The sequence below is a fragment of the Streptomyces sp. NPDC059994 genome (assembly GCF_042737755.1).
Lineage (GTDB): Bacteria > Actinomycetota > Actinomycetes > Streptomycetales > Streptomycetaceae > Streptomyces.
Genome location: NZ_JBHWUR010000042.1, coordinates 19,961 through 39,718, shown reverse-complemented (window position 1 = coordinate 39,718; position 19,758 = coordinate 19,961). Strand labels below are relative to the sequence as shown.

17 protein-coding genes and 2 tRNA genes are annotated in these 19,758 nt (G+C 70.3%); 6 read left to right on the top strand and 13 right to left on the bottom strand.

Features of this window, described 5'->3' with window-relative positions; genetic code table 11:
- Window positions 1–111 precede the first annotated feature (111 nt).
- Window positions 112–1,032 (top strand): hypothetical protein, encoded by a 921-nt coding sequence (locus ACFWA7_RS21480; protein WP_385824591.1) that lies wholly within the window; start codon window positions 112–114, stop codon window positions 1,030–1,032.
- Between the two features lie 597 nt (window positions 1,033–1,629).
- On the opposite strand, the gene clpX is transcribed toward ACFWA7_RS21480, so the two are convergent.
- The 5 genes from clpX to ACFWA7_RS21455 form a co-directional block, all read right to left on the bottom strand.
- Window positions 1,630–2,922: an ATP-dependent Clp protease ATP-binding subunit ClpX gene (gene clpX, locus ACFWA7_RS21475; RefSeq protein WP_067158960.1), complete on the bottom strand. Its 1,293-nt coding sequence runs from the start codon at window positions 2,920–2,922 to the stop codon at window positions 1,630–1,632.
- Between the two features lie 156 nt (window positions 2,923–3,078).
- Window positions 3,079–3,741 carry an ATP-dependent Clp protease proteolytic subunit gene (locus ACFWA7_RS21470; RefSeq protein WP_101392375.1) on the bottom strand — a complete coding sequence of 221 codons (663 nt, stop codon included), beginning with the start codon at window positions 3,739–3,741 and terminating at the stop codon, window positions 3,079–3,081.
- Window positions 3,742–3,835: 94 nt separating this feature from the next.
- Window positions 3,836–4,441, bottom strand: a complete 606-nt coding sequence (locus tag ACFWA7_RS21465) for an ATP-dependent Clp protease proteolytic subunit (RefSeq protein ID WP_385549983.1) — start codon at window positions 4,439–4,441, stop codon at window positions 3,836–3,838.
- 343 nt (window positions 4,442–4,784) lie between these two features.
- On the bottom strand, window positions 4,785–6,191 hold the full coding sequence (gene tig, locus ACFWA7_RS21460; RefSeq protein ID WP_385824589.1) for a trigger factor: 1,407 nt from the start codon (window positions 6,189–6,191) through the stop codon (window positions 4,785–4,787).
- Between the two features lie 235 nt (window positions 6,192–6,426).
- Window positions 6,427–6,500: transfer RNA gene (locus tag ACFWA7_RS21455), tRNA-Pro, on the bottom strand.
- A 152-nt stretch (window positions 6,501–6,652) separates the two neighbouring features.
- On the opposite strand from ACFWA7_RS21455, the gene ACFWA7_RS21450 reads away from it, so the two are divergent.
- Window positions 6,653–6,726 (top strand) — tRNA-Gly (locus ACFWA7_RS21450).
- Between the two features lie 64 nt (window positions 6,727–6,790).
- Here the strand turns inward: ACFWA7_RS21450 and ACFWA7_RS21445 are convergent.
- The 4 genes from ACFWA7_RS21445 to ACFWA7_RS21430 all read right to left on the bottom strand — a co-directional run bounded on the left by ACFWA7_RS21445 (window position 6,791) and on the right by ACFWA7_RS21430 (window position 11,209).
- Window positions 6,791–6,985: a hypothetical protein gene (locus tag ACFWA7_RS21445; protein WP_101388310.1), complete on the bottom strand. Its 195-nt coding sequence runs from the start codon at window positions 6,983–6,985 to the stop codon at window positions 6,791–6,793.
- Window positions 6,986–7,113: 128 nt separating this feature from the next.
- Window positions 7,114–7,551 carry an HD domain-containing protein gene (locus tag ACFWA7_RS21440; protein WP_385549975.1) on the bottom strand — a complete coding sequence of 146 codons (438 nt, stop codon included), beginning with the start codon at window positions 7,549–7,551 and terminating at the stop codon, window positions 7,114–7,116.
- 5 nt (window positions 7,552–7,556) lie between these two features.
- Window positions 7,557–10,031: an ABC transporter permease gene (locus tag ACFWA7_RS21435; RefSeq protein WP_385824587.1), complete on the bottom strand. Its 2,475-nt coding sequence runs from the start codon at window positions 10,029–10,031 to the stop codon at window positions 7,557–7,559.
- Window positions 10,032–10,396: 365 nt separating this feature from the next.
- Window positions 10,397–11,209: an ABC transporter ATP-binding protein gene (locus ACFWA7_RS21430; protein ID WP_385824585.1), complete on the bottom strand. Its 813-nt coding sequence runs from the start codon at window positions 11,207–11,209 to the stop codon at window positions 10,397–10,399.
- Between the two features lie 211 nt (window positions 11,210–11,420).
- Between ACFWA7_RS21430 and ACFWA7_RS21425 the strand changes: the two genes are divergently transcribed.
- Entirely contained in the window at window positions 11,421–12,257 is an 837-nt protein-coding gene (locus tag ACFWA7_RS21425; protein WP_385548838.1) for a Scr1 family TA system antitoxin-like transcriptional regulator, read from the top strand.
- Window positions 12,229–12,489: a DUF397 domain-containing protein gene (locus ACFWA7_RS21420; RefSeq protein WP_385824583.1), complete on the top strand. Its 261-nt coding sequence runs from the start codon at window positions 12,229–12,231 to the stop codon at window positions 12,487–12,489. The genes ACFWA7_RS21425 and ACFWA7_RS21420 overlap by 29 nt, the downstream gene beginning before the upstream one ends.
- On the opposite strand, the gene ACFWA7_RS21415 is transcribed toward ACFWA7_RS21420, so the two are convergent.
- On the bottom strand, window positions 12,473–13,618 hold the full coding sequence (locus ACFWA7_RS21415; RefSeq protein WP_385548832.1) for a PP2C family protein-serine/threonine phosphatase: 1,146 nt from the start codon (window positions 13,616–13,618) through the stop codon (window positions 12,473–12,475). The genes ACFWA7_RS21420 and ACFWA7_RS21415 overlap by 17 nt on opposite strands.
- Before the next feature lie 107 nt (window positions 13,619–13,725).
- Here ACFWA7_RS21415 and ACFWA7_RS21410 point away from each other — a divergent pair, with 107 nt between their 5' ends.
- Window positions 13,726–14,955 carry a GNAT family N-acetyltransferase gene (locus ACFWA7_RS21410; RefSeq protein WP_385824581.1) on the top strand — a complete coding sequence of 410 codons (1,230 nt, stop codon included), beginning with the start codon at window positions 13,726–13,728 and terminating at the stop codon, window positions 14,953–14,955.
- A gap of 505 nt (window positions 14,956–15,460) precedes the next feature.
- Here the strand turns inward: ACFWA7_RS21410 and ACFWA7_RS21405 are convergent.
- Both ACFWA7_RS21405 and ACFWA7_RS21400 read right to left on the bottom strand, forming a co-directional pair.
- Window positions 15,461–16,276 (bottom strand): Fpg/Nei family DNA glycosylase, encoded by an 816-nt coding sequence (locus ACFWA7_RS21405; protein ID WP_385824580.1) that lies wholly within the window; start codon window positions 16,274–16,276, stop codon window positions 15,461–15,463.
- A 9-nt stretch (window positions 16,277–16,285) separates the two neighbouring features.
- Window positions 16,286–16,774, bottom strand: a complete 489-nt coding sequence (locus tag ACFWA7_RS21400) for a ribose-5-phosphate isomerase (RefSeq protein WP_385548823.1) — start codon at window positions 16,772–16,774, stop codon at window positions 16,286–16,288.
- 193 nt (window positions 16,775–16,967) lie between these two features.
- On the opposite strand from ACFWA7_RS21400, the gene ACFWA7_RS21395 reads away from it, so the two are divergent.
- Window positions 16,968–18,482 (top strand): amino acid permease, encoded by a 1,515-nt coding sequence (locus ACFWA7_RS21395; RefSeq protein ID WP_385548820.1) that lies wholly within the window; start codon window positions 16,968–16,970, stop codon window positions 18,480–18,482.
- Here the strand turns inward: ACFWA7_RS21395 and ACFWA7_RS21390 are convergent.
- A complete protein-coding gene (locus ACFWA7_RS21390) occupies window positions 18,446–19,099 on the bottom strand; it encodes a hypothetical protein (protein WP_385824578.1) in 654 nt (217 codons plus the stop codon). The two genes, ACFWA7_RS21395 and ACFWA7_RS21390, sit on opposite strands and share 37 nt — an antisense overlap.
- Window positions 19,100–19,758 lie beyond the last annotated feature (659 nt).

Sequence of the window (19,758 nt, the reverse complement as noted above, 5' to 3'; positions counted from 1 at the left end):
GGCACTGAAACGGGAATGTTTGGTAACGGTGAGCCCCCCGATGCGCCGCTCCATGGGCCCGTCCGCCAGGATGTCCGGATCAGATAAGTATCCATAGGGGGAATCCCACCAATGAGCTACAACCAGCCGGGCCCGTACGGCGGCCAGCCCCAGCAGCCCGGCCCGTACGGTCAGCAGCCGCCGCAGCAGCCGTACGGGCAGCCCGGCCAGCCGCAGCCCGGCCAGCCGCAGCCCGGCTACGGCTACCCGCAGCAGCCCCCGCAGGGCGTCCCGCCCCAGCAGGGCTACGGCTACCCGGCCCAGCAGCCCCAGTACGGCCAGCAGCCGCCCTACGGGGCGCCCATGCCGCCGGCCGCCCCGGCCAAGAAGAAGACGGGCCTGATCGTGACGGCCGTCGTCGTCGCGGTCGCGGTCATCGGCGGCGGCGTGTGGTTCGCGACGAAGGGCGGCGGGGGCAGCAGTGTCGCCGATGACGGCGCGCACAAGCTGATCACCCCGGACAGCGTGATCGCGGGCGCGTACGCCATCAACAAGACGGACCCGTCCGACAAGACCACCGAGAAGGACAAGAAGGACTTCGAGACGGCGGGTATCAAGAACCCGACGACGGTCAAGGCAAGCTACAAGGCGTCGACCGGTACGCCGGCCAAGCAGATGAGCTTCAACGGCGTCTGGGGCCAGATCGCCGATCCGGAGAAGTCCGTCGACGCTGTCTTCGCCCAGGTCAAGAATAACGCGGAGAGCGACAAGGACACCAAGGGCACGTTTATCGGCAGCCCCGAGAAGAAGTCCGCGGCCGGGCTGGACGGCGCCGTCATGAAGTGCCAGTCCGCCAAGCTCACCGGCAGCAAGAGCACCGGCGGCAAGGACCTGGAGTTCCCGGTGTGCATCTGGGCCGACCACAGCACCCTGGGCATGGTCACCCTGATCGACCCGGCCTCGCTCCTCGCCGGCACGAAGGGCGTCTCGCTCGACGAGAACGCGGAGACGACGGCGAAGCTGCGCAAGGACGTGCGGGTTCCGGTGAAGTAGCTCGCGACGCAAACTCGCCAAGGGCGCCAGACGGAAAACCCGTCCGGCGCCCTTTGTTTTCCTCGACCCCCTAGGCACGAACGGCACGATCGAGCCAATCCGGCCTTAAGCCGTTGAAGGTCATGAACCCGTCATGATCAACTAGGGCTCGTTCCGGACTGACCGGGCAATTTCCCCTTTGTGACGAGGAGTATTCTTGTGCTGCGCGCAACACGGCGTGTCCTGACGACGGTGGCCTTGGCATCGACGACCGCCGCCGCATCCCTGCTCATAGCCACCCCGGCATCAGCGGTGACGGATGAGTGTGTGAAGGTCGTGGAGGGAGCGGGATTCCCGGTTGGCTCGAAGACGCAGGCCGCCTGCCGGAATCACGCGATTGGCAGCGGCTCGGCCGTCGCCATGCCCAACCCTTACTGCATCACGGGGCTCCAAAAGCTGCGGGTGCCCTCTGACGTAGCAGATGAGGCATGCACGGTCGCGTGAGATGACAAGCAGCCGAGTGGGCTCACCTTCGGCTGACTTGAGGCACGTTACGAAAGGGCGCCCGCCCAGTTGGACCTCCAACCGGCGGGCGCCCTTCCTCGTCACCGAGGTCGGCTACGCCGACTTCTCGTGCCGCCCGTCGTTCTTCACGATGCGCGGCTCGCGCGGGACCAGTGTCGGGTTGACGTTGTTGTGGACGACGTCCGACGTGATGACGACGCGGGCCACGTCCTTGCGGGACGGGACCTCGTACATCACCGACATCAGGACTTCCTCCATGATCGCGCGCAGACCGCGCGCTCCCGTGCCGCGCAGGATCGCCTGGTCGGCGATGGCCTCCAGGGCCGGGCGGTCGAAGTCCAGCTCCACGCCGTCGAGTTCGAAGAGGCGCTGGTACTGCTTGACCAGCGCGTTGCGCGGCTCGACCAGGATCTGGAGGAGCGCCTCGCGGTCGAGGTTGTGGACCGAGGTGAGGACGGGCAGCCGACCGATGAACTCGGGGATCATCCCGAACTTCACCAGGTCCTCCGGCATGACCTCCTGGAACTGGTCGCTGGCCTCGATCTCCCGCTTGGAGCGGATCGTCGCGCCGAAGCCGATGCCCTTGGCGCCGGCCCGGGACTCGATGATCTTCTCCAGGCCCGCGAAGGCACCGCCCACGATGAACAGCACGTTCGTCGTGTCGATCTGGATGAACTCCTGGTGGGGGTGCTTGCGGCCGCCCTGGGGCGGGACCGAGGCCGTCGTGCCCTCCAGGATCTTCAGGAGGGCCTGCTGGACGCCCTCGCCGGAGACGTCACGCGTGATCGACGGGTTTTCGCTCTTACGGGCCACCTTGTCGATCTCGTCGATGTAGATGATCCCCGTCTCGGCCTTCTTGACGTCGTAGTCAGCGGCCTGGATGAGCTTCAGGAGGATGTTCTCGACGTCCTCGCCCACGTACCCCGCCTCCGTGAGCGCCGTCGCGTCGGCGATGGCGAACGGGACGTTGAGCATCCGGGCGAGGGTCTGGGCAAGGAGTGTCTTGCCGGAGCCCGTGGGGCCGAGCAGCAGGATGTTGGACTTGGCGAGCTCGATCGCGTCGTCCCGGCCCTGCGCGCCGCCGTTCTCACCGGCCTGGACGCGCTTGTAGTGGTTGTAGACCGCCACGGAGAGCGCCTTCTTGGCGGGCTCCTGGCCCACCACGTAGCTCTCCAGGAACTCGTAGATCTCGCGCGGCTTGGGCAGTTCCTCCCACCGCACCTCGGAGGACTCGGCGAGTTCCTCCTCGATGATCTCGTTGCAGAGATCGATGCACTCGTCGCAGATGTACACACCGGGGCCTGCGATGAGCTTCTTCACCTGCTTCTGGCTCTTGCCGCAGAACGAGCACTTGAGCAGGTCGCCGCCATCACCGATGCGTGCCACGAGGTGCTTCCCCTTCGCCTGGGAGACGCCACGTTCAGCGGCTCCTGGTGCCTCATATCCGACGGTACCTTGCCTGGCCCCCCGTTCGGGCCCCCCTTGGCGCGGTTCACTTCGACGTGGACCGTCATATGTACCGCGCCAGGGGCTCCGACTGCGTCAGGCGGCCGCGGCCGACGTCGTCTTACGGGTCGACACGATCTGGTCGACCAGGCCGTACGCCAGGGCGTCCTCGGCGGTGAGGATCTTGTCCCGCTCGATGTCGTCCCGGATCTTCTCGATGGGCGTGGTGGAGTGCTTGGCCAGCATCTCCTCCAGCTGGCTGCGCATGCGCAGGATCTCGTTGGCCGCGATCTCCAGGTCGGAGAGCTGCTCACGGCCGGTCTGCGAGGACGGCTGGTGGATCAGCACGCGCGCGTTGGGCAGCGCCATGCGCTTGCCCGGGGTGCCCGCGGCGAGCAGCACGGCGGCGGCGGAGGCCGCCTGGCCCATGCAGACCGTCTGGATGTCGGGCTTCACGAACTGCATCGTGTCGTAGATGGCCGTCAGGGCCGTGAACGAGCCGCCCGGGCTGTTGATGTAGATCGAGATGTCGCGGTCCGGGTCCATCGACTCCAGGCACAGGAGCTGCGCCATGACGTCGTTGGCGGAGGCGTCGTCGATCTGCACGCCGAGGAAGATCACGCGCTCCTCGAACAGCTTCGCGTACGGGTCGTACTCGCGCACGCCCTGCGAGGTGCGCTCGACGAAGCGCGGCACGATGTAGCGGTTGTCCACCTGCGGGCCCGTGTAGAGGCCGCTTGCGGAGAGGTTGTTCTGCATGTCGGGGTTCACCGTCCTGGTGGCGTTCTGTGGGCTCGGGTGTCAGGGGCCGGGGGCTGGGTTCCCCGGCTCGCAGGGAGCCGGGGAGAGGGGCTCAGGCCCCGGTGCCGCCGCCGCCCGGAACACCGGCCGCGTGGGCCATGATGTCGTCGATGAGGCCGTAGGCCTTGGCCTCCTCCGCCGTGTACCAGCGGTCGCGGTCGCCGTCGCGGATGATCGTCTCGACCGTCTGGCCCGAGTGGCGGGCGGTGATCTCCGCCATGCGCGTCTTCGTACGCAGCAGGTACTCGGCCTGGATCTTGATGTCCGAGGCGGTGCCGCCGATGCCGGCGGAGCCCTGGTGCATCAGGATGTCGGTGTTCGGCAGCGCGAAGCGCTTGCCGGCGGAGCCGCCGGTGAGCAGGAACTGGCCCATCGAGGCCGCCATGCCCATACCGATCGTGACCACGTCGTTCGGGATGTACTGCATGGTGTCGTAGATCGCCATGCCGGCCGTCACCGAGCCGCCGGGGCTGTTGATGTAGAGGTAGATGTCCTTCTCCGGCTCGGCGGCCAGGAGGAGGAGCTGTGCGGTGATCTTGTTGGCGATGTCGTCGTCGACCTGCTGGCCGAGGAAGATGATGCGCTCGTTGAGGAGCCGGTTGTAGACATGGTCGCCGAGGCCACCACCGAGGGACGGCTCACCGGCGGCATAAGGCATCAGATTCGTCACGTATCCACCTGCTCGTCTCTGACGGCTTCGGCCGTCTCAGCGTCTTCATTCAGAGGGCGGGGCTTGCGGCCGACTTCACCGGCTGACTCCACGCCCCCGTATTCATGGACCCTAACGCGCAGGTAGGACAACGCCATCCCGGTTCCCGAACTGTTCGCTCGGAGCGCAAGGTGGTTGAAGCGCGGGTGCGTACGGAACCGGCCATGGGACGCCTGGGCGCGGCCCCGGTCCGGGTACGCGAAAGGGCCCGGACGCGGCTGCGTCGCGGGCCCCTCCTTACGTACTTCGTACGTGGTCAGGCGGTGTCTGCCGTACGAGGTCGGGCCGAGGCTCAGGCCTCGGTCTTCTCCTCGGCGTCGGCGTCGGCGTCGGCCTCGACGGCCTCGGCGGCGGCCTCGACCTCGGCGGCCTCGGCGGCCTCGTCCTCGTCGTCCTCCAGGTCAACGGCCTCACCGTTGGTGTCGACGACCTTGGCGGCCTCGACGACCACGGCCAGCGCCTTGCCGCGGGCGACCTCGCCGACGAGCATCGGCACCTGGCCACCCTCGACGACGGCCTGGGCGAACTGGTCGGGGGACATGCCGGAGGAGGCGGCACGGCGCACCAGGTGCTCGGTGAGCTCCTCCTGGTTGACGTTCAGCTTCTCCTTGTTGACGAGCTCGTCGAGGATGAACTGCGTCTTGATGCCCTTGACGGCCGCTTCCTCGGTCTCGGCGTCGAACTCTTCCTGCGTCTTGCCCTGGATCTCCAGGTACTTGGCGAGGTCGAGACCCATCTGGCCGAGCTGGTGGTGCTCAAGGTTGTGCTTGCGGGTCTGGATCTCGTCCGCGAGGAGCTTCTCGGGGATCGGGACCTCAGTGATCTTCAGCAGCTCGTCGAGCACGCGCTCCTGGGCCTGGGTGGCCTGGTCGAACTGCTTCATGTTCTCCAGGCGCTTGCGGCTGTCGGCCTTGAGCTCGTCGAGGGTGTCGAACTCCGAGGCGAGCTGCGCGAAGTCGTCGTCCAGCTCCGGCAGTTCGCGCGCGGCGACCTGGGTGACCTTGACGGTGACCTCGGCGTCCTTGCCCTCGGCGGTGCCGCCCTTGAGCTGCGAGGTGAAGGTGGCCTCGCCACCGGCCTCCAGGCCCTTGACGGCCTCGTCGATGCCGTCGAGGAGCTCGCCGGAACCGATGGTGTACGAGACACCCTCGGCCACGCCGTCCTCCAGGACCTCGCCGTCGACCTTGGCCTCAAGGTCGACCGTCAGGACGTCGCCGTCCTGGGCGGCGCGCTCGACCGGGGAGGTCGAGGCGAAGCGCTCACGCAGGTCCGAGACGGCCTTCTCGACGTCCTCGTCGGAGACCTCGACCGCGTCGACGGTCACCTCGATGCCCGAGTAGTCCGGGATCTCGATGGTCGGGCGGATGTCGACCTCGGCGGTGAAGTTCAGCGTCTCGCCGTCCTTCAGCTCCGTGATGTCGACCTCGGGCTGGCCGAGCGGGTTCAGCTCGGCCTCGTTGACCGCCTCGGTGTAGAACTTGGGGAGCGCGTCGTTGACGGCCTCCTCCAGCACAGCACCACGGCCGAACCGCTGGTCGATGACGCGGGCCGGGATCTTGCCCTTGCGGAAGCCCTTCACCGTGACCTGCTGGTTGATCTTCTTGTACGCCGCGTCGAGGCTGTCCTTGAGCTCCTCGAAGGGCACCTCGACAGTGAGCCGAACCCGAGTCGGGTTCAGGGTCTCCACGGCGCTCTTCACGGTTCGGTCTCCTTGTGGCTGACTTCTGGGGGGTTCTGCCCGGTGGCCGACGGCCGCGGGCGGATGGGGCCCGGTTCATCGGATTGGTCAGACACACGGGCACGCAGCTTGCATAGTAACCGCAAGCGGGATGCCACCCACAATGTGATCTTGTGCGCGGAGATCGTGTGAGGCGTGCACGGAGAGTCGGCGAAGGTCATCCGGGGACGCCGTCGGCCACTGCCGGACGCTGCTGTCGGGGTGGCGGGATTTGAACCCACGGCCTTCCGCTCCCAAAGCGGACGCGCTACCAAGCTGCGCCACACCCCGTCGGTGCGACACGTAGGGTACATGCCCGCGGGGAATACGTCGGCCGTTTCGCGCACCGGGCCGCACGGCCGGATGCGGTGTGCGCACGCGGGGGGTGACCCGCTACGATGCTCTTCGTGCCGCGGTCGTTTCCGACCTGCGACGCGACACACGCGGGCGTAGCTCAATGGTAGAGCCCTAGTCTTCCAAACTAGCTACGCGGGTTCGATTCCCGTCGCCCGCTCCACGGCCTCGGGCCCGGTGACCAGCTCACCGGGCCCGAGGTGTTTTCCGGGACCCGGCGGGTGTGCTCAGAACTTGATCTGGTCGATCGTTTCCGCCAGCGAGTTCAGGAAGCGGTTTATCGACGGCGCCATCCCGGTCGACGCCATGAAGAAACCGAAGAGCGCGGCGACTATGGCCGGGCCGGTCTTGATGGAGCCGCCCCGGATCATCACCACGAGGACGATCGCCAACAGCAGCACCACAGACAGTGAAATGGCCACAACTGATCACACCCTTGGTCGGTCCGCCTTGCCGGCCCGGAATGCGCCGCCGAGCACACCCCGCAGGGTCCATCGTGCCACCAACACCCCTGTAGGTGCTGCCGCCTGACACATAGCCAAGGTATGGATCACGCCAAGCCCAGGAGGGTGCGCATGGTGGCGTATTTGTGGGTGAGGCGGGTACGGGTGGGCTCGTCGAGGGCGGCGAGGCGGGCCGGGTCCGCGTTGTGCGCCAGGTCCGCCTCCTTGACCAGCAGTGCGCCCGGGGTGGCGAGGATGCGGGCCGCGTAGGCCGGAAGGGCCTCGCCCTGTCTTTTGGTCACCGCCGTCACCACCTCCCGTACCCCGGGCGCCAGTTCCGCCCCCTCCAGCCACTCCTGTGACAGCGCCCCGTCCTCCACCGCGTCGTGCAGCCACGCCGCCGCGATCTGCTCCTCGGTGCCGCCACGCGCGCGTACGCCTTCGGCCACGGCCGCCAGGTGTTCGGTGTACGGGCGGCCCGCCTTGTCGGTCTGGGTGGCGTGGGCCGCCCTCGCGATCGCCTCGACCTCGGGGAGTGTGAGCATGCGGCTCAGCGTAGGGCCGCGCGGGCCGGGAGGGCCGTGGAGGCGAGGCCCAGGCCCAGGATGCCCGCGGCGAACGAGCCGTACAGGACGGGCGGGATGTACGGGCTCTCGCCCGTCAGGCCGTTCATCATGGGGATCAGCGTCGCCAGGGCTATCGCCGTGCCCAGGATCAGGCCCGCCGACGTCACCAGGAGCGCCTCCCAGCGCACCATGCCCATGACCTGGCGGCGGGTCGTGCCGATCAGGCGCAGGGTGCCGAGCTCGCGGCGGCGGTCCAGGATGGTCATGACCAGCGTGTTCGCCGCGGCGACGGCCGCGAAGCCGCCGAGGACGGCCGCCATGGTGGTGTTGGCCCAGGCGTTCAGGTCGCGTTCCACGCTCTTGGCCGTGGCGTAGCCCGCCGCGTCCGTGACCGTGTCGCCGAGCGGTGCCAGGGCGGACGCCGCGGCCTTCCCCTTCAGCAGGAGTTCCGTCGGCATGCCCACCGTCGTCGTGTGGGAGGCCAGGTCGCCCTGCGGGAGCGTCATCTGGGACAGGCCCAGACCCCTGTCGTACGTGGCCACCACCCTCGGGGACGCCTTCGTGCCGTCGGGGAGCAGGATGTCGAGCCGGTCGCCCACGCGCGCGTGCGTGTCGTTCGCCAGGGTCTTGTCCAGGGCGATCGTGCCGGGCTTCAGGGCGTCCAGGGAGCCCTTGCGTACGCCCAGGTCCTGGACGCGTGCCAGGTCGGCGCCCGTGCCGGTGAAGCCCTGCGTGGAGATCGACTGGAGGGCGCCGCCGGAGTGGACCAGGACGGACGTACGGGTCAGGCCCACCGCCGTGTCGACGCCCGGGGTCGCCTTCGCCCGCGCCACCGCGTCCGAGGTCAGGCCCGTCGGGCCGGTGATCACCCGGTCGGCGATGAGGCCCGCCCGCTGCTGCTTCGCGGTGACGCGGTCCTCGCTGGTGTGCATGAAGACGAGGGTGGAGGAGAACGCCATGGCCAGGACGATCGGGGTGATCGCGGAGGCCAGACGGCGGGCGTTCGTACGGGAGTTGGCCGCCGCCAGCGAGGCCGGGGCGCCGGCCGCGCGCAGCGGCAGACCGAACAGAGCGGCGCAGGCGCGGGCGATCAGCGGGCCGAGGAGGGCCACGGCGAGCATGAAGAGCATGACGACGCCGAGGGCAGCGTTCGCCGCGTTCTCGCCCTTCTCGGACGCGGCCACACCCGTGAAGGCGATGCCGCCGCCGAGGGCAGCGACGCCCAGGGGCGTACGGATCCAGCCGATGCGCAGGCGCTCCACCGACGCGTCCCGCAGTGCCTCGCCCGGCTTGGTGCGGGACGGGCGGCGGGCCGCCATGTACCCGGCGAAGAGCGAGGTCAGCACGGCCGCGCCGGCCGCCGCCGCCATCGGGATCCACGACACCGACAGGTCCACGGCCTCCGGGACCGCGCCCTTGTCGCGGAGCTGGCCGAACCACCAGCTCGCCAGGGCCACGCCCGGGAGGCAGCCGAGCGCGCCCGCGAGCGGGGCGACCAGCACGGTCTCGGTGGCGATGGTGCGCCGGATCTGGCGCGGGGTCGCGCCGATCGCGCGCAGCAGGGCGTACTCGCGGCGGCGCTGGCCGACCGAGAGCGTGACGGTTCCGGCGGCGGTGAAGACGGCGACCATGGCGGCCATGCCGCCGAAGGAGCCGCCGAGCGCGGTCAGCAGCTCCTTGGCGTAGGCGAGGCCGCGGGTCTCGACGGCGCCGCGGCCGTCACCGGTGTGGACCTCGGCCGCGTCCCCGAGCCGCTGGGCGACCTGGTCGGCGAGGGCGGAGGCGGCGACGCCGGGCTTGGCGAGTACGGCGATGGCGTCGGCCTTGCCGGGGTGCCCGGACAGGGCCATGGCCTGGGTGTCGGTGAACCACATGATGCCGGGGGCCTTGGTGGTGCCGGACACCGTGAACTGCCGCTTGCCGGAAGGGGTGTCGACGGTGATCCGGTCGCCGATGGCGGCGCGGTCGCCGGTCACCACCTGACCGGTACGGGGCGGAGTGCCGGAGGTGAGCCTCGTGCCGGTGAAGGCGGTCGAGCCCCAGCCGTGGGCGGTCGCGGGCGTACCTCCGGACGTATTTCCCGTACGTACGTCGCGTACATCGCGTACGTCGCGTATGGGAAAGGAGACGTCCGCGATCGCGGCGGCAGCGCCGGGGGCCGTCGCCGCGCGGGACGTCAGGGCGGCGTCGAGCCTCGCCTTGTCGGGCAGCGCGACGGCCTCGGTGCTCCGGTCCTCGCCGCTGCCGGTGGTGTAGTGGGCCTGCTGGTCGGCGGCGGCGACCACGGGGACGCCGGCGTACCGCTCGGCCGGGACGGACGCGCGCACTCCGGTCTCCAGGAGGATCCCGCACGCGGAGACGATCATCGCGGCCATGAAGAGGGCGATGAAGGTGCCGACGAAGGCGGACGGCTTGAAGCGGAGCGCTGCGCGGGCGAGGCCGTTGGGGCGGGGGTTCATGGTGGGGTGACTCCTGTGGGTGGGTGTTGCGTGTGCGCCTGCGGCGGGCGGAATTCCCCACCCCGCCCCTTCCCGAAAGCCCTCTGGCGGGCGGCCGGGTGGTGGGTCCGGGCGGGCTGCCGGGGCTTCGCCCCCGGACCCCCTTGCTTCGTCTGCGGACCGTGCTGGGTTGCTCGCGCAGTTCCCCGCGCCCCTAAAGGCGCCCCTGCGGGGCGATCCCTAGGCAACCCCGGCGACCCCAACCCCCCAGGGGCGCGGGGAACTGCGCGACCAGCCCCCACCAGCCCGCAGACGAACGCGGATCCCCCGGAGGCCACGCGGCGGAGCCGCAAATGTCACAGCGGGAAGGGGTGGGGTGGGGGGATTCACGCCGCTGCCGCCGCGTACGTCGCCGCCGGGGCCGTCAGTGATGTCATCCGGGCCGCGATCTGGCCCGCCGACGCGCCGGTCAGCGCATCCGCCATCGACCCGTCCGCGAGGAAGAGGACCTGGTCGGCGTAGGCGGCGGCGCCCGGGTCGTGCGTGACCATGACGACCGTCGCGCCCATCCCGTCCACCGCGTTCCGCAGCAGCGCCAGGACCTCCGCCGCCGTCCGCGTGTCCAGCGCGCCCGTCGGCTCGTCCGCGAACACCACGTCCGGCCGCGTCACCAGCGCCCGCGCGATCGCCACGCGCTGCTGCTGACCACCCGACAGCTCACCCGGGCGCCGCTTCCCCTTCCCCGACAGCCCCACCTGGCCCAGGAGTTCCTCAGCCCGGCGCCGGTCCGGCCGCCGCCCCGCCAGCCGCATCGGCAGCAGTACGTTCTGCTCGACCGTCAGCGACGGCAGCAGGTTGAACGCCTGGAACACGAAGCCGAGGCGGGCCCGGCGCAGTTCGGTGAGTTTGTTCTCGCTCATGCCGGTGATCTCGGTCCCGCCGAGCCGTACGGACCCGTCCGTGGGCCGGTCCAGCCCCGCCGCGCACTGGAGGAACGTCGACTTGCCCGACCCCGACGGCCCCATCACCGCCGTGAAGCTCCCGCGCGGCAGCCTGAGGTCGATCCCGCGCAGGGCGTGTACGGCCGAGCCGCCGCGCCCGTACTGACGCCGCACCCCGCGCAGCTCGACGGCCCAACCGGGGTCGCCCTCGGCGGCCTCGACCCGTGCCGCCCGCCGCTTGCCGCGTCCCAGTGCCATCGTCCTCGACCTCTCCTCGTACGTGCGTTGTCCGATGCCTCGAAGTTACGGATCCGGGCAGGTCCCGGGCCATGGCGGCTCCCGGCGGATGGGGGGTGGGGACACCCCCACCCCCGTACGGGAGTTGTCCCGTTTTCCCTCGCGGGGTGCGGTTGTTTGGTTACGCTCCGCTATGTGACCTGAGCAACTCCGCGAGCCGCTGGAGGCCGCCGTGGTGAACATCCGCACGCTGGATCCGAGCGCGTCGCCGCTCGACTATTACGGTTCCGAGCTGCGCCGCGAACGCGAGCGCGCCGGGATGACGCAGGAGCAATTGGGTGGCTGCCTGTTCTGTGCCGCGTCGCTGATCGGCCAGATCGAGACGGCGATGAAAGTCCCGACGAGGAACTTCTCCGAGCGGCTGGATGCCGCGCTGGGGACGGAGGGCCGGTTTTCGCGACTGGTGGGGTTGGTGCTGCGCAGCCAACTGCCGTGCTGGTTTCAGCAGTACGCGGAGATGGAGGCGCGGGCGACGTACATCAGCACCTACCAGGCCCAGGTGGTGTACGGCCTGTTGCAGACCAAGGAGTATGCGGAGGCCATCCTGGCCGCCCACGACCCGACCGACCTCGACACGCAGGTGGCTGCTCGACTGGAACGCCAGCGAATCCTGGAGCGGGACACCCCGCCCGCGCTTTGGGTGGTGCTCGACGAGGCCGCGTTGTACCGAGAGGTCGGTGGCAAGAAGGTCATGCGGAAGCAGCTGGCTCACTTGCTGAGCGCCTGCGAACGCCCGTGGACGTACCTTCAGGTGCTCCCCTTCACGGTCGGCGAACATCCCGCAACGCGAGGGTCGTTCAACCTCCTGCGTTTCGAGGAGGATCCGGACCTCTTCTACTCAGAGAGCTACGACATGGGCCACATGACGGCCAACCCTCCACTGATCAGGGAGCGTTCAGTCAGTTACGCTCGCCTGCAAGCCACGGCCCTCTCCCCCGAGGACTCGGCTGCACTGATCGCTCGCGTAATGGAGGAACGCTATGGACCTGACGGACGCGCAGTGGCGTAAGTCGAGCTACAGCGGGGGCGGCGGGGGCGACTGCGTCGAGTGCGCCACCCTCAACGGCGCGGCCTGGCGTAAGTCCAGTTACAGCGGCACCAGCGGTGGCGACTGTGTCGAGGTCGCAGACCTCCCCCACGCCATCGCCATCCGCGACTCCAAGCGGCCCGAGGGCGCGGCTCTCACGATCAGCCCGGCCGCCTTCACCGCCTTCGTGCACGACCTCACGCATCACGCCTGATCAGCAGCAGCGCGCGGTCGTCGTTGACGTCCTTCGCGACCGCCTCGATCAGGTGCCACGCCGCGCCCTCGAAGCCCGTCGTGACGTAACGGTCGGCCTCGCCCGTGAGGCGGTCGATGCCTTCCGCGATGTCGCGTTCGGCCGTCTCGACGAGGCCGTCCGTGAAGAGCATCAGGACGTCGCCGGGGCCGAGTGACCCCTTGACCGGGTGGAACTCGGCCCCGTCGTACACCCCGAGCAGCGGCCCCTCCCCCGTCACCTCGCGCCAGCGGCCGGAGCCCGCCTGGAGGTGGAGGGCGGGGAGGTGACCGGCGGACAGCAGCTCGTAGTCGCCGGAGTCCAGGTCGAGGACGAGGTGGATCGACGTCGCGAACCCCTCGTCCCAGTCCTGGCGGAGCAGATAGCCGTTGGCCGCCGTGAGGAAGCCGTGCGGCGGGAGCGAGCCGAGCAGGCCGCCGAACGCGCCGGACAGGAGCAGCGCGCGCGAGCCCGCGTCCATGCCCTTGCCGGAGACATCCGTAAGGACGACTTCGAGCGTGCGGTTCCCGTTCGTACGGGCCGCCACGACGAAGTCGCCCGAGAACGACTGGCCACCGGCCGGGCGCAGGGCCATCTCGCGGTGCCAGCCGCGCGGCAGGCGCGGCAGGGCGGACTGGACGCGGATGCGTTCGCGCAGGTCGAAGAGCATGGTGCCGCCGCGCCGCCAGGGCACGCCGACGCGGGCCCGGAACTGGGCGATGAGGAGGCCGAAGAGGCCGCAGGCGGCGACCACGAGGACCGTTCCGGGGGTCACCCTGGCGGGGCCCTCCGTGTACGGGCCCAGTTGCACGGACTCCACGATCAGGGCGACGGCGGCGGCCGCGTACAGGCCGAGCAGGCTCGCGGGGCGGAGCAGGACGCCGCCCGCGACGATCGGCAGCGCCAGCGCGCTGGGCGCGCACCAGACCGGTGAGGCGAGCGTCGCGAGGGTGATCGCCGGGACGGTGAGGAGCAGGCCCACGAGCGCGATCCAGTCCGAACCGTCGCCCCGGAAGTAGTCGACCCCGGACTTGCGCAGCGCGATACGTGCCCGGTGCGCCGACTTGCGCCACCGGGCACTGTACGAATCCGCTCCCACGCGTCGTGCCATTGCCGGTGACCCTATCCAGCCGACGCCGCCGTGCGCAGGGGGACCCCTCTGGGACTGTGTTCGAAATCCGGTCGACCGGATGTCATACCCGCTGGTAGTCATGGCATATGACTGTGGACGTACGTGCTCTGGACCGCGCCGACTTCGACCAGTGGTACGGGGTGGTGGAGCGGGTGTTCGGGGGCGTACCCGAGGATCCGGAGCTGGAGGAGTTCTGGCGCACGGTGATCGATCCGGCCCGGTGCCTGGCGGCTTATGACGGGCCGTCCGTCGTCGGCACGACGCAGACCTTCGCCCTGCCGGTGTCGGTGCCGGGCGGCGGATTCGTACCGACCGGGGCGGTCAGCGCGGTCGGCGTCGCGGCGACGCACCGCCGGCGCGGGATCCTCACGTCGATGATGCGGAGCCAGCTTGACGTCCTGCGCGAGGAAGGCGTCCCGCTCGCCGTCCTCACGGCGTCCGAGCCGGGGATCTACGGGCGGTACGGGTTCGGCCTCGCCACCCAGCAGATGAGCCTGGAGATCGACTCCTCGCGGGTGCGGGTGGAGGTGCCGGAGGGCGCGGAGGACGTGACCCTGCGGTACGCGTCCCTCGCGGATGCCGCATCGGCGTGCGAGGAGGTGTACGGGCGTGCGGCCGACACGCGCGCGGGGATGTTCCTGCGCACGCCCGGCTGGGAGCGGCACCCGCTCCTCGACCCGCCCGGCTTCCGGGACGGGGGGTCGCCCGCGCAGTGCGTGCTGGCCTCGCGGGGCGGCGAGGTCGTGGGGTACGTGCGCTTCCACACCAAGCCGGTGTGGGACGCGGCGGGCCCGAAGGGCGTCGTGACGCTGCGGGACATCAACGCGGACGACCCTGCGGTGTACGGCGCGCTGTGGCGGTTCCTCTGCGACATCGACCTGACGTCGACGGTCAAGGCGGGCAACCGTCCGGCGGACGACCCGCTGCTGCACCTCGTGTCCGATGTGCGGCGGTGCGGGGTGCGGATACGGGACGGGCTGTACGTACGGCTGGTGGACGTGGGGGCGGGGCTGGCGTCCCGTACCTACTCGGCGCCGGTGGACGTGGTCTTCGAGGTCGCGGATGCGTTTTGTGGGTGGAATGCGGGGCGGTGGCGGTTGAGCGGGGACGGGAAGGGGGCGGTGTGCTCGCGCACGTCTGAGGCGGCGGATGTGGCGCTGTCCGTGCGTGAGCTGGGGGCGGCGTTCATGGGCGGGGTGTCGCTGGCGGCCCTCGCGGCGGCGGGGCGGGTCCGGGAGCTCCGGGAGGGGGCGCTGGCGGAGGCGGGCGCGGCGTTCACGACCCCGGTGGCCCCGTGGCTGCCGCACGGCTTCTAGCGGAGGGAGCCCCACCCCGCCCCTTCGCCCAAACCCTCCGGGGGTGGGTGGGGGGTGAAGGTGACCCTCCCGGGGGCTACGCCCCCGGACCCCGGGGCGGGGCTTCGCCCCTGCACCCCTGGCGGGGCCTGCACCCCGCTTATGGGGGCTTCGCCCCCGGTACCCCCCGCTGGGGCTGCGCCCCTGCACCCCACTTCGGGGCTCCGCCCCGGGCCCCGGCGGGAGCGGGGGGTGCCCGGCTCCGTTTGTCCGCAGGTTGTCTGTGGCTGGTCGCGCAGTTCCCCGCGCCCCTCAGGGGGATGGGGGCGCGGCACATTCAGCCCCTGGGGGTCCCCTGGACGAAGTCCTTGGGGGAGTTTGAGGAGCGGGGCGGAGCCCGAAAGCGGGGTGCAGGGGCCGCAGGCCCAGCGGGGGGTCCGGGGGCGGAGCCCCCGGGAAACGAGCCTTCGCCCCCACCCGCCCCCGGAGGGTTTAGGGAAGGGGCGGGGTGGGGGCTGATCCCCGGTTACGCGTGCCCCTGGCACGTCGGGCACCAGAACAGGTTCCGCGACGCCAGATCCGCCGTCCGGATCTCCGTCGTGCAGATGTGGCACGGAAGCGTGGCCCGGCGGTACACGTACACCTCACCCCCGTGGTCATCCACCCTCGGCTCGCGCCCCATCGCCTCCGGCATGTGCTCCGGCCGCACCGTGTCGATACGGTTCAGGCGTACGCCCTCGCGCATGAGCAGGGCCAGGTCCGACCACATCGCGTCGAACTCGGCGCGCGACAGCGAGCGGCCCTCCCGGTACGGGTCCACGCCGTGGCGGAACAGCACCTCCGCCCGGTACACGTTCCCCACGCCCGCGATGATCTTCTGGTCGAGCAGCAGCGCCGCGATCGTCGTGCGGCTGCGCGAGATCCGCGCCCACGCCTTCTCGCCGTCGTCGGCGGCCCGCAGCGGATCCGGGCCCAGGCGGTCGTGTATCGCCTGCTTCTCCGCGTCGGTGATCAGCGCGCAGGCCGTGGGGCCGCGCAGGTCCGCGTACCCGCCGGGGCCGGAAAGGCGCAGCCGGACCGTCTCCGTAGGAGGGGGGACCGGGCCGGAGCCCAGTGCGTACTTGCCGAACAGGCCCAGGTGGATGTGGATCCAGCCGACCGGCCCGCCGAAGCCCAGGAACAGGTGCTTCCCGTGCGCTTCCGCCGACTCCAGCACCTGCCCGTCCACCAGCGCCGCCCCGTCCGAGAACTTCCCCTGCGGGCTGGACGCGCGTACGCGGCGGCCGCCGAACCACTTCCCGTGGTCGGCGGCCAGCCGGTGAATCGTGTGCCCCTCGGGCATAACGCCAGGTCAGCCCTGCTGCGGGTGGTGCGCGGGGATCGCGGGGAGCTCGCCGGTCGTCTCGTAGCGCGACAGCATCTCGATACGGCGGGTGTGACGCTCCTCGTTCGAGTACGGGGTGTTCAGGAACACCTCGACGAACTTGGTCGACTCCTCCTGGGTGTGCATCCGGCCACCGATGGAGAGCACGTTCGCGTTGTTGTGCTCGCGGCCGAGCGCAGCCGTCTGCTCGCTCCAGGCCAGGGCCGCCCGTACGCCCTTCACCTTGTTCGCGGCGATCTGCTCACCGTTGCCGGAGCCGCCGATCACGATGCCCAGCGAGTCCGGGTCCGCGGCCGTCTTCTCGGCGGCGCGCAGGCAGAACGGCGGGTAGTCGTCCTGGGCGTCGTAGATGTGGGGACCGCAGTCGACCGGGTCGTGGCCATGGGCCGTGAGCCATTCGACCAGGTGGTTCTTGAGTTCGTATCCGGCATGGTCTGAACCGAGGTACACGCGCATGCCCCCGAGTGTGGCATGCGATCCGGCGGGCAGGGTTCATCGGGGTGAGCGGCGGTAAGGACCTTCGTCGCCGAAAAGTAATGACCTTGTGCCCCTCATCACGATTCGGAGTCAAGCCTTCCGTACCTGGGAGTACCGGGCTTCAATGCGTTGGTTCGTAACCCGAGCGACCCTTAGACCTAAGGATTCGTCCATGACCTCGCAACCCTCCCTTGCGAAGGAAGAAGGCCGACCGGGCGATCCCGGAACGCCTGACTCCCCCGTCGTCGGCGCCCCGCACGGCTCCAACGGCCTCCAGGCCGGTCTCAAGAACCGTCACCTCTCGATGATCGCCATCGGCGGTGTCATCGGAGCAGGGCTCTTTGTCGGCTCCAGTTCCGGCATCGCCGCCGCCGGTCCCGCCATCCTGCTCTCGTACGCGCTCGTCGGCCTCATGGTCGTCTTCGTGATGCGGATGCTCGGCGAGATGGCCGCCGCCCGGCCGACCTCCGGCTCCTTCTCGGCCTACGCCGACCAGGCGCTCGGCCGCTGGGCCGGGTTCTCCATCGGCTGGCTCTACTGGTTCTTCTGGGTCGTGGTGCTCGCCGTCGAGGCGACCGCCGGAGCGAAGATCCTGCACGGCTGGGTCGGGGCGGTCCCGCAGTGGGGCTGGGCACTGATCGTGATGATCGTGCTGACGGCCACCAACCTCGTCTCCGTGTCGTCGTACGGAGAGTTCGAGTTCTGGTTCGCCGGGATCAAGGTTGTCGCTATCGGCGCCTTTGTTGCCATTGGGCTGCTCGCCGTCTTCGGAATACTTCCCGGGTCCGACAATCCCGGTGACGGGTTCGCGCATCTCACCGATGCCGGTGGATTCATGCCGAACGGCGCCGGGGCCATTCTCACCGGTGTCCTGATGGTCGTCTTCTCCTTCATGGGCAGCGAGATCGTCACCCTGGCCGCCGGTGAGTCCGAGGACCCGCAGCGCGCCGTCACCAAGGCCACCAACAGCGTGATCTGGCGCATCGGCGTCTTCTACCTCGGCTCGATCCTCGTCGTCCTCACGCTCCTGAAGTGGAACGACCCGGCGATCCTCAAGGACGGCTCGTACGTCGCGGCGCTCAACTCGATCGGCATCCCGCACGCCGGGCAGATCATGAACGTGATCGTCCTGACGGCGGTGCTCTCCTGCCTCAACTCCGGTCTGTACACCGCCTCCCGCATGGCGTTCTCGCTCGGCCAGCGCGGTGACGCGCCGCGCGCCTTCGCCCGTACCAACGCGCGTGGCGTGCCGCAGGCGGCCATCCTCTGCTCGGTCCTCTTCGGGTTCGTGGCCGTCTTCTTCAACTACAAGTGGCCGGACACCGTCTTCGACTTCCTGCTGAACTCGTCCGGCGCCGTCGCGCTGTTCGTGTGGCTGGTCATCTGCTTCACGCAGCTGCGGATGCGCGGGATCATCCTGCGCGAGACGCCGGAGAAGCTGACGGTCAAGATGTGGCTGTTCCCGTATCTGACGTGGGCGACGATCGCGATGATCTCCTTCGTGCTCGTCTACATGCTCACGGACGACGCCGGGCGCAAGCAGGTGCTGCTCTCGCTGCTGGTCGCGGCGGTCGTCGTGGCGATCGCGCTGGTACGGGACTTCATGCAGCGCGGTGCGGTGTCCTCTGGCGTTGCCGCGCCCGCCGTCGCTCAGAGCGGTGTGAACGACGAGGTCACCGCGGAGTAGGTGCGCAGGGCGTCGTCCTCGGTGGCGGCGAGGTACCAGATGTTGACCTGGTACGACTTGCCGCCCTCGTCGAACCCCATCTGGCGGGCCTTCCAGGGGTCGCCGTCCTGTGTGAAGTAGTAGTCCCAGACAACGGCCGGGCGGCCGTTGAAGGTGGTCCGCTCCAGACGGATGTTCCGGTAGCCCGGGACATCGTGGGAGCCCTGCTCGGCCACCTGCCACTGGCTCATGAGATCGCCGCCGCGTACGAGTGCGTACGAGGCGGCGATCTCCTGTTTTCCGCCGGGCGAGTGGTAATGGATGTTGGACGGGCTCTTGGCGGTCCGCGTCCAGCCCTTCGGAGGCACCCAGGCGAAGCCGGTCTCTCCTCGGGTGCCGGGGGGTGGGGTGCTGGGAGGGCGGGAGGTGCCGGCGACGGTGGGGGTGGAGGTGCGGGGGGTGGTGCTGGTGCTGGTGGGGCCGGTTGCTTTGCTGGTGGGGCCGGTTGCTTTGCTGGTGTCGTCGGTGCCTTGTGTGGTGGCCAGGACGACTACTACGGCGATCGCTGCGGCGACGGCTGCGGCTGCGGTGATGGCCAGGCGGCGATTCCCCCACCCCGCCCCTTCCCGCTGCGACATGTGCGGCTCCGCCGCGTGGCCTCCGGGGGTGGGGGTGGGTTGAGGTGAGGGGGCGAGCGGCCTCTCCAGCGGCTCCGCCCCCGGACCCCGGGCGGGGGCTGCGCCCCCTGCGCCCCCGGTGTGGGACGGAGTGCGCGTCGGAGGCCCGGCCCCGAAACCTCCGGCGGGGGCTGCGGCCCCGGTGGGGGGCGGGGGAAGGGCGGGGGCTGCGGCCCCGAAGTCCCCGGCGGGGGCTGCGGCCCCCGCACTCCCCGTGGGAGGTGGGGGGAGCGTGGGGGCTGCGGGGCCGATTGCGGGGACTGCGGCCCCTGCGGCCCTGGCGGGGCGCTGACTCTGGGCCCGCTGGGGAGCCTCGGCCCCTGGCGGAAGCGTCGGGGCCGCGGGCCCTTGCCCGGCTGCGGGGGCTTCGTTCCCGGGCCCCCCGGCAGGTGCTGGGGTGGGTGGGGGAAGCGTCGGGGCCCCGGCCCCGCTTGCCGCCCCTGCGGCCCAGGCGGGGCGCTGACTCTGGGCCCGCTGGGAAGCCTCGGCCCCTGGCGGAAGCGTCGGGGCCACGGGCCCTTGCACGGCTGCGGGGGCTTCGTTCCCGGGCCCCCCGGCAGGTGCTGGGGTGGGTGGGGGAAGCGTCGGGGCCCCGGCCCCGCTTGCCGCCCCTGCGGCCC

Excerpts from the sequence above, each read along its gene's own strand:
- ACFWA7_RS21480 (WP_385824591.1), top strand. The coding sequence starts at position 112 with ATGAGCTACAACCAGCCGGGCCCGTACGGCGGCCAGCCCCAGCAGCCC.
- ACFWA7_RS21470 (WP_101392375.1), bottom strand. The coding sequence starts at position 3,741 with ATGCAGAACAACCTCTCCGCAAGCGGCCTCTACACGGGCCCGCAGGTG.
- ACFWA7_RS21465 (WP_385549983.1), bottom strand. The coding sequence starts at position 4,441 with ATGCCTTATGCCGCCGGTGAGCCGTCCCTCGGTGGTGGCCTCGGCGAC.
- ACFWA7_RS21440 (WP_385549975.1), bottom strand. The coding sequence starts at position 7,551 with ATGCTCACACTCCCCGAGGTCGAGGCGATCGCGAGGGCGGCCCACGCC.
- ACFWA7_RS21435 (WP_385824587.1), bottom strand. The coding sequence starts at position 10,031 with ATGAACCCCCGCCCCAACGGCCTCGCCCGCGCAGCGCTCCGCTTCAAG.
- ACFWA7_RS21430 (WP_385824585.1), bottom strand. The coding sequence starts at position 11,209 with ATGGCACTGGGACGCGGCAAGCGGCGGGCGGCACGGGTCGAGGCCGCC.
- ACFWA7_RS21420 (WP_385824583.1), top strand. The coding sequence starts at position 12,229 with ATGGACCTGACGGACGCGCAGTGGCGTAAGTCGAGCTACAGCGGGGGC.
- ACFWA7_RS21415 (WP_385548832.1), bottom strand. The coding sequence starts at position 13,618 with ATGGCACGACGCGTGGGAGCGGATTCGTACAGTGCCCGGTGGCGCAAG.
- ACFWA7_RS21410 (WP_385824581.1), top strand. The coding sequence starts at position 13,726 with ATGACTGTGGACGTACGTGCTCTGGACCGCGCCGACTTCGACCAGTGG.
- ACFWA7_RS21405 (WP_385824580.1), bottom strand. The coding sequence starts at position 16,276 with ATGCCCGAGGGGCACACGATTCACCGGCTGGCCGCCGACCACGGGAAG.
- ACFWA7_RS21400 (WP_385548823.1), bottom strand. The coding sequence starts at position 16,774 with ATGCGCGTGTACCTCGGTTCAGACCATGCCGGATACGAACTCAAGAAC.
- ACFWA7_RS21395 (WP_385548820.1), top strand. The coding sequence starts at position 16,968 with ATGACCTCGCAACCCTCCCTTGCGAAGGAAGAAGGCCGACCGGGCGAT.
- ACFWA7_RS21390 (WP_385824578.1), bottom strand. The coding sequence starts at position 19,099 with ATGTCGCAGCGGGAAGGGGCGGGGTGGGGGAATCGCCGCCTGGCCATC.